The organism is Acinetobacter sp. TG2027 (assembly GCF_000302435.1).
GTDB lineage: Bacteria > Pseudomonadota > Gammaproteobacteria > Pseudomonadales > Moraxellaceae > Acinetobacter > Acinetobacter pittii.
Map to the genome: position 1 here is coordinate 153727 of NZ_AMJN01000005.1, position 16993 is coordinate 170719.

A 16993-nucleotide genomic window follows, 5' to 3' on the forward strand; every position below is an offset into this window, starting at 1 on the left:
TTCGAGGCAATGAATGTCATTCTTACTGCAAGCAACAATTTTTCTTGGAGCTTCTCTGATTTTAGTCCCTCTTGGCAAGCGCCTAGGGATAGCAACAGTTTTAGGTTATTTATTTACAGGAATACTTCTGGGCCCTAGTGTTTTAAATATTGCACATGACCCTGAAGCGATTATGGAACTTGCCGAATTTGGCGTTATCTTATTAATGTTCCTGATTGGTTTAGAGTTACGCCCCCAACGTTTATGGGAAATGCGTGACTCTATTTTTGTAATGGGAAGTCTGCAAGTCCTCATTAGTGGGGCTATTCTTATGCTGATCGTACTATTACTCTTTCAACAGCAGCTCTCTGTCAGCTTTGTCATTGGTTTTGCCCTTGCGCTGTCTTCTACCGCATTTGTATTACAACTTCTGACCGAAAAGCAGCAACTCAATACGACTTATGGTCAGCAGTCTTTTTCCATTTTACTTTTCCAAGATATAGCGGCTATTCCCTTACTTGCCATCATTCCATTATTGGCAGGAACAGAATCAACCCATCATGGGGTAGCTTATTTTGCGGCTATCATTGCAACGTTTACTGGTCTATTTCTGTTTAGTCGCTATGTGATGCGTCCATTCTTCCGCTTTGTTGCCAAAAGTGGAGCGACTGAACTTATTACAGCAGTAGGATTATTTATTATTCTTGCTGTTGTCTTGCTTATGGATACTTTAGGAATTAGCACCACATTAGGTGCATTCCTTACAGGTGTATTATTAGCAGATTCAGAATTTCGCCACGAAGTTGAAGCGAGTATTGCACCGTTTAAAGGTCTACTGCTTGGCTTATTCTTTATGACCGTCGGCATGACCACACAGCTGTCACTGCTCATTGAAATGCCTTTGCTTATTATTGGTGGTGCAGTCGGCTTATTGCTCATCAAAACGCTGATATTGACCGCTATTGCTCGCTATAAAAAATACAGTTGGAATAACAGCTTGCTTTTAGGTACTTGCTTGGCACAAGGCGGAGAATTTGCTTTTGTGATTTTGAGTCTTGCAAAAAGTGAGAAGGTTTTAACTCAAGCTATATTAGAACCCGTGACTCTGATCGTGACATTGTCGATGGTACTTACTCCAGTAATTTACTGGATCATGGCAACTCAGGTCATTCCTCTGTTTAATAAAGAACGTCCACCTGAGTATGACGAAATTCCACAGCAGGATAATCCGATTATCATTGCTGGTTTTGGTCGATTTGGACAAATTATCGCCCGTATTGCCCGCCTACAGCATTTAGGCTTTACTGCAATCGACAACAATCTTCATCAAGTGGACTTTGTGCGTCGCTACGGCGGCAAGCTCTATTATGGCGATGTAACCCAGCCCGATTTACTGCGTTCTGCCGGTATTGAAAAAGCCAAAGTATTTATTTTAGCAATCGATGATGTTGAAGACTCTATGAATGTCGCGCGTCATCTTAGATTAAATTATCCAAACTTAAAGCTATTAGCCCGTGCTCGCGACCGTCACCATGTCCATCTTTTAAGAGATTTAGGCGTGGAATATATTTGGCGTGAGACGTATTTATCTTCATTAGGAATGGCTTATCGCGCTTTGCGAGAACTTGGAATCTCTGATGAACAAGCCTATAACAATATCGAAATCTTTCGGGATTATGATGAGAAATTGCTCATACAGCAGCAAAGTATTTATACTGATGAACAGAAGATTTTTGAAACACATCGTAATGCCTTAGCCGAGCTTGAACATTTGTTTGAAAGTGATGCGCAGCAACAGGCTACATCAAAACATGATGTTAATTTAAAGCGTCATTTACAACCAAATCGCATCGACATTACAAGAGATCATCTAGAATAACTTGAGATTTCAGAAAATGGCTATATTAAGGACTTATTCACATTGCCTAAATAATTGGACAATGGGCACAAAGCTGCCCCTGTCCGGCTTGCGGCTTCGCTGCATTTCCTGAGCTTGATTAAAACGAAATAGTTATACTCTGCTTAGGGCCCTGGAGAATATTATGTCTGATTTACGCCAACGCTTTTATATAGAGAACTTTCCAGTACGTGGAGAAGTAGTTCATCTAGAAGAAGCCCTACAAACTATCTTAGCTCAACGTGACTATATGCCTGCGGTTAAAATTCTGATAGGTGAAATGTTGAGTGCGACTGCATTACTTGCAAGTACACTAAAAATCAAAGGCCGTATCAGCTTGCAAATCCAGGCTAGCGGCACCTTCAAATGGGCGATGGCTGAATGTAACCATTTAGGAGAGGTTCGTGCTTTAGCGGACTATGAAACCGACCCTCGCTTTGTTGAAGCAACAGACAGCAGCACAGTTCTTGGCGCTTTAGTTAATCCGGTTTTATTTATCAATATTGAACCGGAATTTGGCGAACGTTATCAAGGGATCGTGCCGCTTGATCAAGTGACTTTAGCGGGTTGCTTAATGCAATATTATGATTTATCTGCACAAATTCCGACTCGTATTGTGTTGGCAAGTACAGATAAGCGTTCTGGCGGTTTACTGATTCAACTCTTACCACGTCATGATGAAGAAGAGCAAAACTTGGTTGATGAAGATTTATGGCCACGTTTGACGATGTTGACTGAAACATTAAAAGCTGAAGAGCTTACCAATTTAGATGCAAATGAAATCTTATATCGTTTATATAACGAAGAAGAAGTTCGTTTACCAGAAATTGAAGCATTAAAATTTGGCTGTACATGTTCAAAAGAACGCTGTGCAAATGCCCTGATTCAAATTGGTGTAGACGCTGTTCATGAAACTCTAGAACAGCAGAACCCGATTCGTATGGACTGTCAGTTCTGTAATACGCAATATACCTTTACCGCTGAAGAAGCTTTAGCGTTATTTGGTGAACATTTAAGTTAATATTTTAACTTTATAAAAAGGCGGTTACACCGCCTTTTTATTTACCTGTATTTTTTGATGATAATTTTCAACATGTTAATTTAAATAGGATAATATAAGGCTACTTTATAGCCTAATAAATAAGATGCCTAAATACCATGAATTATTTTGATTATTTTCTCTTTATTTTTAGCGTAGTTATTATGATTGCGACCCCTGGCCCTGTCATGATTTTAGTTGCAAGCGCTGGACTTAAAGGGGGCTATAAAAAAGCACTGGAAACCATTTTTGGTACAAACCTAGCATCCCTTGTTTTAATTTTTATTTCAGTACTGGTTTTAAAAGGAATACTGAGTATTAATGATAGTTACCTCAATATCATTCGTATTTTAGGCTGCCTATATATTGGTTATTTGGGTTTTAGTATTCTCAAAGAAGTGATTCAGGCACCTCACCCAGAAGCGATACAAACAGTTTCAGCACAAAATGGTGGCTTTAAAAAAGGCTTTCTTGTCGGTATTTCAAACCCAAAAGATATTATCTTTTTCTCTGCTTTCTTTCCGCAATTTGTCTCTATTACCCCTCAGTTAAATTTAAGTTTAATCCTACTTACTCTGACATGGATTGTTTTAGACTTCCTCACACTATCTTTGGTTTATATCTTTTTCCGCCGCCTTTCTAACAGTCATTTATATCCAAAAATATTAGGCCTCTGCGGTTTATTACTTCTACTTATTGCTCTGTACGGCTTATATCAGAGTTTCATCTAATTCATTAGAGGTATAGTCTAATTTTTCTATACCTCTTTATTTCGTAATAGAACAACTCTTATACAATCTAGCTTATTGAAAACTCTAAAAATCGTTTCATAATGAAATAAACAACACCATCGTGATAAAACATTATGGCAAAAAATTATTATGAAGAATTAGGGGTTACACGCAAAGCCTCTGCTGATGAAATTAAAAAAGCTTATCGAAAATTAGCCCGTAAATATCATCCCGACATCAGCAAAGAAAAAGATGCAGAAGAAAAAATGCAGGCCATTAATGTTGCCTACGACACATTAAGCAACGCAGATAAAAAAGCCGAATATGACCAAATGTTAGATCATCCTCAAGGTTTTAATAACTTTGGTCAAGGTGCTGCACAAGGTGGTTTTGATGGAGCACAGTTTTATCGTCAAGGCTTTACAGGCGGTGAACAAGCAGACTTTAGCGGTTTTGAAGATTTATTTGGTCGCTTTGGTGCAGGCTTTGGCGGTGGACAACAACAATATCAAAGACAACAACGTAGTTATCGCGGTGAAGATCAACATGCCAGCATAGAGGTTGATCTTGATATTGCCTATCATGGTTCAACCCAGCAAATTACTCTGCAAATTCCAACCATGAATGCTTATGGTGAGCCTGAAGTTCAACGCAAAACTTTACAGGTAAAAATACCAAAAGGCATGAAAGAAGGTCAGCAAATCCGCTTAAGTGGGCAAGGCCAAAGTGGGATTAATGGTGGTGCTAACGGCGATCTTTATATTGAAATCCAGTATAAAGATACAGACCGTGTTCATGTCGAAGGCAGTGACGTATATCTGACTGTAGATGTAACCCCATGGGAAGCGGCATTAGGTCAAGGTATTGAAGTGAAAACACCAGCAGGATCTTTACATGTCAATTTACCTAAAAATGCAAAACAAGGACAACAGCTACGTTTAAAAGACAAAGGGATACCAAATAAAACGCCAGGGCATCTGTATTTAATTTTAAATATTGTATTCCCGCCTGCAAATTCTGAAAAAGAAAAAGAAGCGTATCAGCAACTGGCAGAAGCATTTGCTTCATTCGAACCTCGTTCATCTCATTAGGGAGCAAGATCATGACAACCATTCACTATCGAGAAATTGTATATGACGGCCATACCTTTAGTGCAGAGATCGTTGATGAACAATCGACATTTGATTTACAACAATTTGCCCAAGCTTGCGGCCAAAGTCCTGACTGGATTCTTCAGCTCATTGAATATGATATTTTATCAGTCGAGAACACACCTGAAGCACATCAGTTTATGGGCGAAGATGTCGCACGTGCACGTAAAGCTTATCGTTTACAACGTGACTTTGACGCAAGTTTGGCGGCAGTTGCTGTGATGTTAGATTTGATTGATGAAGTGCAACAACTTAGAAAACAGTTGAAGCATTTTCATTAGATTAGATAGTCACGACGGAGTCCTACTGGCACTCCCTATCTATTTCATCAGCTAATTACGTTACTTTTGTTTTGGCAAAAGTAACCAAAACCATTGTCATCCACAAAACCTGTTCACTACTTTCATTTAAAATATTACTTTGCAAAAACAATAATTTCTAAATTATGGGCAGGTTGTGGATGACGCTTAGCTCAAGCAAATTTTGAAAAAATTCAATAAAAATTGAAGAATTATTTCAACCGAGTAATCTTCTCCACTTCCTTCAAAGTCTGCTTAATCGGTTCATATTCCAAAAACCAGAACAAATTCATCCGATCTTGGCGATGTTGTTGAGCCAATAAGTCAATCACACTTTTTTCACCGCGCCCCACCAAATGTTGTCGATAAAAATAGTACAGCAATAAAACAGTACTGAGCAGCATGACACCCAGCATAATCCAGAAACCTACTGGTGACTTAAGCCCTGGAATAAACTCAAAGTTCATTCCATAAATACCCGTTAAAAGAGTAAGGGGTGCAAATACGGCAGTAATAATGGCAAGAATACGCATATTTTCATTGGTCTGGTTTGCAATTGCCGAGAAATGCAAATCAATCGCCGACTGAATGGCACTACGTAAACGTAAAGTATGTTTTTGAATACGCTCGACATGACTCATTAAATCATTCAAACGAACCAACAGAAGATCTTGAGAACTATGCGTCTTCTCACCAATAACATGATGATAGTTTTCTACAATTTCATCTCGAAACTCTTGTAAGGTTTCGATTTGCTCTTCGCATAAATTTTCAACCTGCTGAAAGGCCATGTTTTCATGAAACAGCTGATGCCATTGTTTAAAACGGCGATTACCTTGCAGCAATTGCTGTTGCCAATGCTCGACCCTTCTAGTCAAAGGTGAACGGATATCAAGGTAGCCATCCACCATACTATTGAGCAGTCGTAAACATAAATCTACAGGTGAATTAGGCAGCTTACGGGTTTTATTTTGTTCTTCCAAAGTTTTACATAAAATATTTTCGAGACGTTGAATATAGTTTTCAATCGACTTATTGCCCTGCTCACGAACACTAATCAGAACTTTAGGAGTAAAAATAAAGCTAATCGGCGTAGTTGCTAGGCCAAATACACTCTCGTGGGATTCCCCATTTTTAATTTCATCATCAGGTGTAACGAGCTTTCTAAAAATAAGCAGATCATATTCTTCAAGCGTATCAAATGCACAAGGATGCTCAATATTCGCAATATCTCGCATATGAAATTCATTAATAACCACGCCTGAAAGCTGCTGAATCTTTTGTTGCCATTCTTCGTTATGGTTCACCACATCAGCTCTGACACTATCAATCCAGAAAAACTCCAGAATGTGTTCATTATGCTGTTCACGGCTTAAAAAGACATAACCGTCAGCTTGATGGCGATAAAAGTAATAAACCTGCATACCACAATGATCTGTTTTTGTATTACTTGCATCATGCCATAAAAAAAGTCCGCATCAAGCGGACTTTTTCATGTCACTAGAACAATTATGCTTGTTCAATGTCTTTCATAGTCAATTTGATACGACCACGATTATCAACATCAGCAACTTGTACTTTCACTTCCTGACCTTCTTTAAGAACATCAGTTACGTTCGCAATACGTTCATTTGAAATTTGCGAAATGTGAAGAAGACCATCAGTACCCGGCATGATATTTACAAACGCACCGAATTCTACGATACGGATTACTTTACCGTCATAGATCTTACCTGGTTCAACTTCAGCAGTAATTGCTTGAATCTTAGCAATTGCAGCTTTAGCAGCAGCTTTAGTTTCACCAAATACGCGAACAGTACCATTGTCTTCGATATCAATTGCAGCTTTAGTTTCTTCAGTAATTTGACGGATAGTTGCGCCGCCTTTACCAATAACATCACGGATCTTGTCTGGGTTAATGTTAATAACTTCAAACGTCGGTGCATGAGCACTGATTTCAGCACGAGCACGTGAAATGACTTTATTCATTTCGTTTAAGATGTGCATACGACCAGCAAATGCTTGGTTTAATGCAACTTCCATGATTTCTTCGGTAATACCTTCAATCTTGATGTCCATTTGAAGCGCAGTAATACCGTTTGCAGAACCTGCTACTTTAAAGTCCATATCACCTAAGTGATCTTCATCACCCAAGATGTCAGAAAGTACTGCGAAACGCTCGCCTTCTTTCACTAAGCCCATTGCGATACCCGCAACTGGTGCTTTAAGCGGAACACCTGCATCCATAAGTGATAATGAAGCACCACATACAGAAGCCATTGAAGATGAACCGTTAGATTCAGTAATGTCAGATACAATACGAATTACATACGGGAAGCGGTCAGCAGCAGGAAGAACTGCTTGAACACCACGACGTGCTAAACGACCGTGACCAATTTCACGACGCTTAGGACCAGATTCACGGCCTGTTTCACCTACAGAGTATGCAGGGAAGTTGTAGTGCAACATGAAGTTGTCAGTTTTAGTACCAGCAAGGGTATCAACCATTAACGCATCACGAGTATTACCCAAAGTTGTTGTTACCAACGCCTGAGTTTCACCACGTGTAAACAATGCAGAACCGTGTGCACGATCTAATACGCCAACTTGAACGTCGATAGCACGAACAGTTTTAGTATCACGACCATCGATACGTGGCTTACCTGACAAGATGTTGTCACGTACTGTACGGTATTTAAGGTCTTCGAATAATTCGTTTACTTCATCAGCAATACCAGTTTCGTCATTTTCTGGAACGAACTGAGCTACAGCTTCTGCATAAAGTGCATCAAGTGCTGCATAACGATCTTGTTTAACCGCAATTGTATATGCTTCAGAGATTTTCGCTTCGAAAGCTGCTTTTAATTGCTCAAGAAGAGCTTCGTTTTTAGTTGGAGCAACCCAAGTTGACTCAACAGCACCAGCAGCGGCAGCAAATTCTTTAATCGCTTGAATTGCGATTTGCATTTCGTCATGACCGAAAAGAACAGCACCAAGCATTTGGTCTTCTGAAAGTTCTTTCGCTTCAGATTCAACCATCAATACAGCAGATTCTGTACCTGCAACCACAAGGTCAAGGTCACTTTCTTTCAACTGTTCGAAGTTCGGGTTAAGAACATATTCACCGTTGATTAAACCAACACGTGCGCCACCAATTGGACCACGGAAAGGAGTACCAGCAATAGACAATGCTGCTGATGTACCAAGCATTGCTGCAATGTCAGCATCCATAGTTTTGTCAGAAGAAACAACAGTTGCTGTTACTTGGATTTCGTTGAAGTAACCTTCTGGGAACAACGGACGAATTGGACGGTCAATAAGACGTGAAATTAAAGTTTCAGCTTCAGAAGCACGACCTTCACGCTTACCGTAACCACCAGGGATACGACCAGCTGCATATTGTTTTTCTTGATAGTTCACTGTTAACGGGAAGAAGTCTTGACCCGCTTTTGCTTTAGGCTGAGCAACAACTGCAACTAAAACAGTTACGCCACCCATAGTGATTAAAACTGTGTTTGCTTGACGTGCAACGCGACCCGTTTCTAAAACGACTTGATGTTGACCGAATTGGAATTCTTTACGAACGATATTAAACATTGACATGTATTGTATTTTCCTAATTTTATTCTAGTGAGACCCCTAAGGTTTGGCATTCAGACTACACCGATTGGTAGATAAATGACAAAGCTTAGAAGCCATCACACTAGATCAATTATTTAAAATAAGTTAAACGCAAAGAAGGAGCGCACAAGCGCCCCTTCTAAAAATCACTTAACCTAACATTAAGTGAAACTCTCTTTTCAGCGATAAAGCATTGCGACATGCGAAATAGCGAAAACAAAGTAAAAATCGAATTAACGACGTAAACCTAAAGCACCGATCAAAGCAGTGTAACGACCGTGGTCTTTACCATTTAAGTAGTCGAGCAATTTACGACGTTGGTTAACCATACGGATCAAACCACGACGGCTGTGGTGGTCGTGTTTGTGAGCTTTGAAGTGACCTTGTAAATCATTGATTTGAGCAGTCAATAAAGCTACTTGTACTTCTGGTGAACCAGTGTCATTTTCAGCGCGAGCAAATTTAGCAATGATCTCTGCGCGGTCTGCATTAGTTAAAGCCATTCGATTTCTCCGAGATGCTTAAAAAAGTAAACGATATGAATCAGTTGAGGCAACTGACTGCCGTGCATCACTACAGCAAGTCGCCTATTTTAAGGTATCTATAGGTGGATTGCAAAATAGTTTTCAGTAACTTGTCATTTTAGACACTGACATGAAGACCTTAACCCTGCACACTAGCCTCGAATAAAAAGAAAGAAGCGCGAGGGACGTGTGAAAATTTTTTCAACCAACACTTGTCCAGTACCGGACAATATTGAGCAAGTCATTCGACAAAAAGATGAAGTTGCTGCTGAACAAGGTGGAATGAGTGATCACCAGATTCAAAAAATCTGGAAAAGTATAGAAGGACTATATAAAACCGAAAACTATCCACTCATTACCTTTTGTTTACGCAGACAAGGTAAAATTTTACTCAATCGAAGCATTGGATATGCTCAAGGGAACTCTCCAGCAGGCCTTCAAGAAAATGCCCTGATTGCAACACCTGACACACCTGTTTGCCTATTTTCAGCATCAAAGATGATTACAGCCATGTTGATTCATCTATTAGATGAAAAAGGCGAAATCAACTTGCTTGATCCCGTGAGCTATTATGTTCCTGAATATGGGGTAAATGGTAAGCGTCGTGCAACGATCTTTCATTTATTAGCACATCGTGGTGGCATTCCTTATATTGATGGCGATGTCACACCAGATTTATTATTTGATAAAGACGAAATTTTAAAACGTTTATATGCTGCCCGACCTGTGTCTCCTGCTGGTAATCACCTTGCCTATCATGCTGTTACGGCAGGTTATATTTTAGGAGAAGTTATTGAACGGGTGACTGGGCAGGATTTACGTGAGTTTGTACATCAAACTATCGAAAAACCAATGGGGATGCCTTATTTCAATTATGGCTTAAAACCAGAATACCGTTCAGAAGTCGCCTTAAACTGTGCAACAGGTCTGCACCCACGCCTTGGTACCGATCACTATCTGAATCATGTATTAGGTGGCGGTTTACAACTTGCAGTTGATGTAACTAACGATAGTCGTTTTATGGACACCATTTGCCCAGCTGGAAACATCTATACCAGTGCAGAACAAGCTGGCCGCTTCTTTGAAATGCTTTTAAGTGGAGGAAGCTACGGCGGTCAGCAAATCTTTAGTGAGAAAACAATTTTCAGAGCAACACTGCCAACCACAGGCGTTAACATTGACCGTACTTTGCTGATTCCAATGCGCTATGCTTTAGGACCAATGTTAGGTAGCAATCCTGTAGGTCTTTTTGGCCCAATGACAGGACAAGCATTTGGTCATTTAGGATTCTCTAACATTTTATGTTGGGCCGACCCTGAAAGAGATATCAGTGTTTCCTTATTAACAACTGGTAAATCTGTAGTGGGTACTCACCTACCTGCTTTAGCTAAAGTGCTCTATCAAATCTCAACCCAATGTCCACGTATACCGAGAGATCAACGCCGTTCGTTATTTGGTAGTGATTCTCATGAAACTGACTTAGTGTAGAAACAAATAAAAAACCCAAGCATTTCTGCTTGGGTTTTTTGCGCTGTAGTTTTTGTTTATCGTGTTATTGCTGTTTTTATTGTCGTTGGTGAGATGCTAGTCACATCCTTCTTGTTGTTTTAACTCACTTCCGATGTTTTTGTTTCTATTTCCTTATGTGATGTATTGTGACATATCCAATTATGAAGAAAAGTAGTATTTTTCTTATCATCATGTAAGTGAAAACGTACAGGTCTGTATAATATTTGGTAAATAGCCATTTTTAACCTTTAACGTACAGTTCTGTATAACATATAACTTAACAATTCACAGGAAAAATGCCTGTTTTGAAATCATATTATAGATAAATATATTGATATTATTGATTTAAATCTTTAGACAAAAAACAGAGTGAAGATAGTGCTAAAAACGAAATGTTGTAATGCTTTTTGAAACATGGTGAAAAGTAGAATATAAAAAAGCCCTGTAGTCTCTCCCAAAACTACAAGGCTTAGCGGCTGTAAGTTTCCTCTTTATACACCTACTTCATTGTAAGTTCGCAGTCTCTCGACTTAAGTTATTATTATTGTGCGATTTTGCCCGACATTCCGTGCCAAGCTCGTTGTGCGTTTATAATCTCAAAAACACGGGGTGTACTCTAGCAGCAAATATCTCGAATCTATGTAAGCTTTTTCTTACAAGGGTGAAAATATTAAGTTTGTCTTAACGAACTAATCGATTAACTTTTTGAACTAAACCGCTTTTTCGTATAGTACGAACTGTAAATGCTTGTAATAAAGCCTCTTGATGCACTAAAAGACTGACTACTTTCTTAGCTCTTGTAATCGCAGTGTAAATAAGTTCTTGGCTTAATAAGTTCTTGGCAGCCTGATCTAAAACGACAGCAGTGTGTGTAAATTCAGACCCTTGCGATTTATGAATTGTTAAGGCAAATGCGCTCTGAATACTTTTAGGTAATCGATTTGCAGCAACCCATTTGTTCAAACTTGGAAAATATACTTCAAACTGCTGTGGCTGAGTTCTGTGCTCAAAACACAAACCAATATCGCCATTTGAAATACCGAGCTGATAATCGTTATAAGTCATCATTACAGGACGACCGACATACCATCCCCCTGCTGTCACTATTGAAAGTTGCTGTTGCAACCAACGCTGCGCATATTGGTTTAACTGCTGCAATCCAAACGGACCATGACGAACTGCGGTTAAAATCCGGTAGTCATCAAATGCTTTTACAACGTTTTGGACCTGTTCAATCGAGCGTTCTTCTTTTAAATATTTTTTTAGGCTTTTTACATATTCTTGGAAACCTAGCATGAGCTTCTGATAATAAATTTCGACTTCTGCGTGATTCCCTTCTGGTAAATACTCAAGCTGAACCACATCTGGCATGTCACTTTGTAAAACTATAGGCTTTAATTCTGAAACCTCAACAATATCAATTTCAAACTGCTGCAAAACAGCTGCATGTTCCTGTTGATAGGTTTGTGCCTGAATAAATTTGGCCACTTGTCCAATCAATGCCCCTTCAGCAAAACGACGACTGGTTTGTAATTGTACCCGGTTATCAGCCAATGCCTGTATTTGCTGCAAATCTGCAAGAACCGCGCCGACATCGACAGAAGCAAGCTGGTTGGCATCACCTAATAAAATAATTCGGCAAGACTCAGGGACCGCTTCAAATAATAACGTTGCCAGATTTAAGTCCAGCATAGAGGCTTCATCCACCACAATAACGTCATAAGGCAAAGGCTGTTTTTGATTAAAGCGTGGAGTTTGACTATGCCCCATACCTAATAATCGATGGATAGTTTGGGTACTTTGGTTTCTTAGCTCATCACTCATTAGCCCCGACTCAAGCAGTTTGGGATCATTAAACGAGTTTTGTAAGGCTTCTTGCATACGCTGTGCAGCTTTACCCGTCGGAGCAGCCATCGCCACACGGATATGCGGAATTGCCTGACTAAGCACAGCAATAATACGAGCAAGCGTATAGGTCTTACCTGTACCCGGCCCACCTGTAATAATACTTAAGCTCTGCCGAGTCACCATTTGCAAAGCAGCTCGCTGATGAGGATCAGTTAATAAGTCTAAATGCTCTTCACATGAAACAGGTTGAATTGGTTGTTGCTTTAATCGGCGAATTTGTTCAGCTAGACGTTGCTCTAGGTTCCAATATCGGTATAATGCCAACCCCTGCCCGTCGTGGACACAAGGGGCAACTTGAGACTTTGCTTGTTCAGCAGATATCACCAGTTGGCCAAGTGTTTCTATTTGCTCTGGGCTAATCTCAATACAACTGTCACCCTGCAAGCTCGCTTCAATTAGCTGCTGCAAAAAATAAGCTGCCTCTGGAGCTTGTGTCTGTGCAGTAAACGGGGCTTGATTTAGAAAGGTACTCCAAGTCATTAACCAGCTTAAATCGCTTTGTTCAGGGCTATTTAGATTGTCCACACACTTATCCACCTAGTTTTCCACACGCTTGTCCACATGGTTATAGACAGGCTTATCCACACCCCAAGTATTTGTTAATTCTAAAATTAGATCATTTATCAGCATTTTTTATGCAATTTTATCCTCAGCAAAGTACCCTAAAATAGCATCGAGTCGTAGAACAAATTCTGTACTTGGCTGCCAATAATAATAACCCTGCTCAGCTTCGCCATTCATACCGCGCAAGTAAAGATAAGTCGCCCCACCTAAGTGTTGTTCAATATCATAATTCTGCATTTTGACTTTTAAATAACGATGTAATGCAACCAAATACAGGCCTGCTTGTAGCCAATAGCTGGCTAAAGACATACTTTGTGCAATACTTTCTACACTGTAATCAGCAAGGTTTTCACCCAAGTAGTTACTCTTATAGTCAGCAATGTGATAACGCTGTCCATCAAAATAAACCAAGTCTATCGAACCATTTAAATAGCGTGCAGAACGAGCCTCTAATAACTCTGGCATTTCCATACCATATTCAGCAAACAACTGCTGAATACGTTTCATGGCTAGTACACGATCTGACAGGGCCAAATAAAAAGGACACTCTGATAAATAGTATTCTGGTTGTAACTGATTTAAACGAAAACCTTGATATAACGGCGTGCTTAAAATCTCTTGCAACCATTCGGCTACAGCGTGATAAAGCGAATATTCTGCTTCTTGTTCTTCGGGAAAGCTTTCTTGGTATTTGATTAATAAATCTTGCCACAAACTACTGTAGTCATTTTTAAAACGACGGCGTATTTCACTTACCCACTCATCTGAACATTGAAAATCAATATGCTCAAAAATTTCATGTAAGAAATTACCTGCGAGCGTCCCTCTTGGAAAATTGCTTTTGATCCAGCTAATTGGCTGTGCTGCGGGCGCCTCAACAGAAATAACCTGATCGAGCTCATCTTCGGCTAAAACAGCTTCATGGCTCTGACTCGCGAGTAAATCTGTACCTACTTTATGTCTTAAATGCTGTGCTAGATAACTAAAACTGGTTTTGCCTCTTGAATAAAAGCGCTGATCAGGAAAATGCTGCGCCTGTATCTCAATAATATTGATGTGTTGATTTAAATGTCTTGCAGCAGGTGGTTGCTCCAAAATTATTTCATCGGTACAACAACGGTGCTGGAATGGTTCAGCTCTGTTTTTCCAAAATGCCAAACCTGAAACAGACTTGCCATCCGTATCTTGTAAGAGCGCATAAACACGATGACTTGCCCGAGTTAAAGCAACGTACCATAGACGGTTTTGTTCCGCCAAAGTCCGTTCTTCATGCTGCTTCAGCTCGGTTTCGTTTAAATACGTTTTATCGGCAATCGCAACAACACGTTGTGTTAGAGTTTGAGCCGACTCCGAAACCGTTATATCTTGGGTCGAGAAGTTAAGTGTTTTGTTATTTTCCCGAAATGGCTTGTCGGCCCCGAGCAAAAAGACAATTTTAAACTCAAGACCTTTTGACTGGTGAATGGTCATGAGCTGTACGCCAGCTTCACTCGACAATCTACGCTCTAACTCCCATTCACGATCAAGCGGTGATTGTAATTGCTTGAGATACCAGTGATAGAGATTTTGCGCGCCCTGATATTTCTCGCTATGTTGGCTCAAAATTTCGGTCAAATGACGCAAGTTCACCACAACCCGCTCATTATCTTTACTCTGGACAGCAACCAGATTTTTCCAAATGCCAAATTGGTTTAAACATTGCTGCCATGCCACTAAAAAGCCCTGAGCTGACCACAATTCCCGAATAGCATCAAAACCCGTCATAAACTGGCTTAAACCTTCGGCCGTTTGCTCGAATTGCAACAGCTGTTTAAGGTCCATAGCAAATAAACGGCCAATCAAAGCTCGTTTCACTTTGGCCTCATCGTAAGGATGAAGAATCGCAGTGAGTAAGGCCCCAACATCCTGAGCAATTGTGCAATCAAAAACACTTCGTTTTGATGGCCGATTAACTCGTATTCCTAAACGTTCTAATTCAAATTGAACTTTATCAAGACCATCATGATTACGGGACAAGACCGCAATATCATCTTCATTTAAGGTTTGAGTCTGAGCATCTTTTTGAAAATAAAGTTGTCCAGCATGTGACTGATTGAGTAAATCACGTATTTTCCACGCGACTTGCTGTGCTTCCATTTCCTTGTCTTTTAGCATGAGCCAACGTAAAGGATGCGGATTAGGCTGGTTTTGATCGATTAAAACCGGATGAGGTCGAGTCCCTGCCCGAATTGGGTCATATTGAACCTGTTCACCAAAGTCGATTTGCCTTTGAAATAACGCATCAACCACTTCAACCAAGTCAGCGACTGAACGGTGGTTATGAATTAACTTATATTCGCGACCATGCTTTGCCTGAATATCTTTGTAGGCATTCAAGAAGGTGAGCATATCCCCACCACGGAAACCGTAAATTGCCTGCTTACGGTCACCCACCATAATCATGCAACCTTTTTGGTAACGTTCTGGATGACGCCAAATGCTGGCAAGCATGTCATCTTGGTCTTGGTTGGTGTCTTGAAACTCATCAACCAAAATTAAGGGGTATCGAGCCTGCACAAATACGGCGAAACGTTGCCCCTGCTCGCCCTTTAAAGCTTCTGACAAAGTGCGAATTTGCTGAGAAAAAGTCGTCTCGCCCTTGTTTTGTAAAACCTGTGGTAAACGTTTTTTAACCTCTACACACAAATAGGCTTTTAAATAAATATGAAGCTGATCGAACTGTTCAGCATAGTTTTTCAGCACACCAAATAACTGCTGAATCTGCTGAATACAAGGATGCTGATAAAATCCATCCGAAATTTCGGCAGGACATTTCTTGAAAACTTTCTGATCGGCAAGTTGGCCTAAAAACTTAAAAACAAGTTCCCGTTGTACTGCCAAAGACCCATCAAAAACTAAAATACTGTCGCTTTGCTTTAAAACTTGTAATAACTGTGGCAAACATTCACTAAATAACTTATTAAATGCCCCATTACGGAATATTGTGCCGCTTACATGTTTATAGTGCTCGCCATCAAGCGAGTAATACGGTTCTAGAAGACTGATATCAATTTCTGCTGCCAGCTGTTTGAGCTGAGCAAGCTGTTCAAACTGAATGGTAGGCTTTTCGGGAAGTTTAAAGTGAGCCGAACTAAAATTCAGTGAGTCTTCGACCAGTTTGACAAAACTGTCGACACTTTTTAACTCACCTGCCAGATACAACGCATCAATCACCGTTTGAGGCTGAGACTGTATCCATTCACGTAAAACATCATGAATCAGTTGTCGGCTATAGGTTTTAGCGTCATCGGTAATTTGAGCACGTTCAATTTTGCCACTTTCAAAGGCAAACTCACGTAATAGCTTTTGGCTAAAGCTATCAAGTGTTCCGACAAACAGCTCATCTAGCTGATCGATGACGAGCTTTAAACGCTCACAGGCATAGGCAATACGTGTCGCAAAATGCTTGAGAACATGTTGGAGTAATAAGTCAGATTCTTGCTCGGCCTGCAAAAGAATCTCTTTTTCAGTCAAGCTCCGCTTGGCATCTAAGTAACGGTAGGTTTCGACCAAACGTGTACGAATTCGGCTTTTTAACTCAGCCGCAGCCGCACGGGTAAAGGTGGTCGCAATGACTTGGCCCGGTAAATATTTCTCAAGAAAAATACGGACCATTAAACTCGACAGTGTATAGGTTTTTCCAGTACCCGCCGAAGCTTCAATTAAATGCAGTCCACTAAATTCAATATCAATAATAGGTTGATAAGACACCTGTACTCTTGAGTTCATGTC

At 40.1% G+C, this 16993-nt stretch carries 11 protein-coding genes; 6 read left to right on the top strand and 5 right to left on the bottom strand.

Annotation, left to right across the window (positions count from 1 at the left end; translation table 11 throughout):
* Nucleotides 1-13: 13 nt before the first annotated feature.
* The 5 genes from B806_RS0102595 to B806_RS0102615 all read left to right on the top strand — a co-directional run bounded on the left by B806_RS0102595 (nucleotide 14) and on the right by B806_RS0102615 (nucleotide 5078).
* The gene (locus tag B806_RS0102595) at nucleotides 14-1858 is read left to right on the top strand and encodes a monovalent cation:proton antiporter-2 (CPA2) family protein (RefSeq protein ID WP_017402577.1); all 1845 of its coding nucleotides are present in this window, start codon (nucleotides 14-16) and stop codon (nucleotides 1856-1858) included.
* Nucleotides 1859-2021: 163 nt separating this feature from the next.
* Entirely contained in the window at nucleotides 2022-2897 is an 876-nt protein-coding gene (locus tag B806_RS0102600) for an Hsp33 family molecular chaperone HslO (RefSeq protein WP_017402578.1), read from the top strand.
* Nucleotides 2898-3034: 137 nt separating this feature from the next.
* Nucleotides 3035-3646 (top strand): LysE family translocator, encoded by a 612-nt coding sequence (locus tag B806_RS0102605; protein ID WP_017402579.1) that lies wholly within the window; start codon nucleotides 3035-3037, stop codon nucleotides 3644-3646.
* Nucleotides 3647-3780: 134 nt separating this feature from the next.
* Nucleotides 3781-4737 carry a DnaJ C-terminal domain-containing protein gene (locus B806_RS0102610; RefSeq protein WP_017402580.1) on the top strand — a complete coding sequence of 319 codons (957 nt, stop codon included), beginning with the start codon at nucleotides 3781-3783 and terminating at the stop codon, nucleotides 4735-4737.
* A gap of 11 nt (nucleotides 4738-4748) precedes the next feature.
* On the top strand, nucleotides 4749-5078 hold the full coding sequence (locus B806_RS0102615; protein WP_017402581.1) for a chaperone modulator CbpM: 330 nt from the start codon (nucleotides 4749-4751) through the stop codon (nucleotides 5076-5078).
* Nucleotides 5079-5308: 230 nt separating this feature from the next.
* On the opposite strand, the gene B806_RS0102620 is transcribed toward B806_RS0102615, so the two are convergent.
* The 3 genes from B806_RS0102620 to rpsO form a co-directional block, all read right to left on the bottom strand.
* The gene (locus B806_RS0102620; RefSeq protein WP_014208248.1) at nucleotides 5309-6520 is read right to left on the bottom strand and encodes a magnesium transporter CorA family protein; all 1212 of its coding nucleotides are present in this window, start codon (nucleotides 6518-6520) and stop codon (nucleotides 5309-5311) included.
* A gap of 85 nt (nucleotides 6521-6605) precedes the next feature.
* Nucleotides 6606-8693, bottom strand: a complete 2088-nt coding sequence (gene pnp / locus B806_RS0102625) for a polyribonucleotide nucleotidyltransferase (RefSeq protein ID WP_170814194.1) — start codon at nucleotides 8691-8693, stop codon at nucleotides 6606-6608.
* A gap of 257 nt (nucleotides 8694-8950) precedes the next feature.
* Nucleotides 8951-9220 (bottom strand): 30S ribosomal protein S15, encoded by a 270-nt coding sequence (rpsO, locus tag B806_RS0102630; RefSeq protein WP_002114951.1) that lies wholly within the window; start codon nucleotides 9218-9220, stop codon nucleotides 8951-8953.
* Nucleotides 9221-9430: 210 nt separating this feature from the next.
* Here rpsO and B806_RS0102635 point away from each other — a divergent pair, with 210 nt between their 5' ends.
* Entirely contained in the window at nucleotides 9431-10729 is a 1299-nt protein-coding gene (locus B806_RS0102635; protein WP_017402582.1) for an EstA family serine hydrolase, read from the top strand.
* Between the two features lie 702 nt (nucleotides 10730-11431).
* Here B806_RS0102635 and recD read toward each other — a convergent pair.
* Nucleotides 11432-13183, bottom strand: coding sequence for an exodeoxyribonuclease V subunit alpha (recD, locus tag B806_RS0102640; protein WP_017385386.1), 1752 nt, complete (start codon nucleotides 13181-13183; stop codon nucleotides 11432-11434).
* Nucleotides 13184-13291: 108 nt separating this feature from the next.
* On the bottom strand, nucleotides 13292-16990 hold the full coding sequence (locus B806_RS0102645) for a UvrD-helicase domain-containing protein (RefSeq protein ID WP_017402583.1): 3699 nt from the start codon (nucleotides 16988-16990) through the stop codon (nucleotides 13292-13294).
* Between the last annotated feature and the right edge of the window lie 3 nt (nucleotides 16991-16993).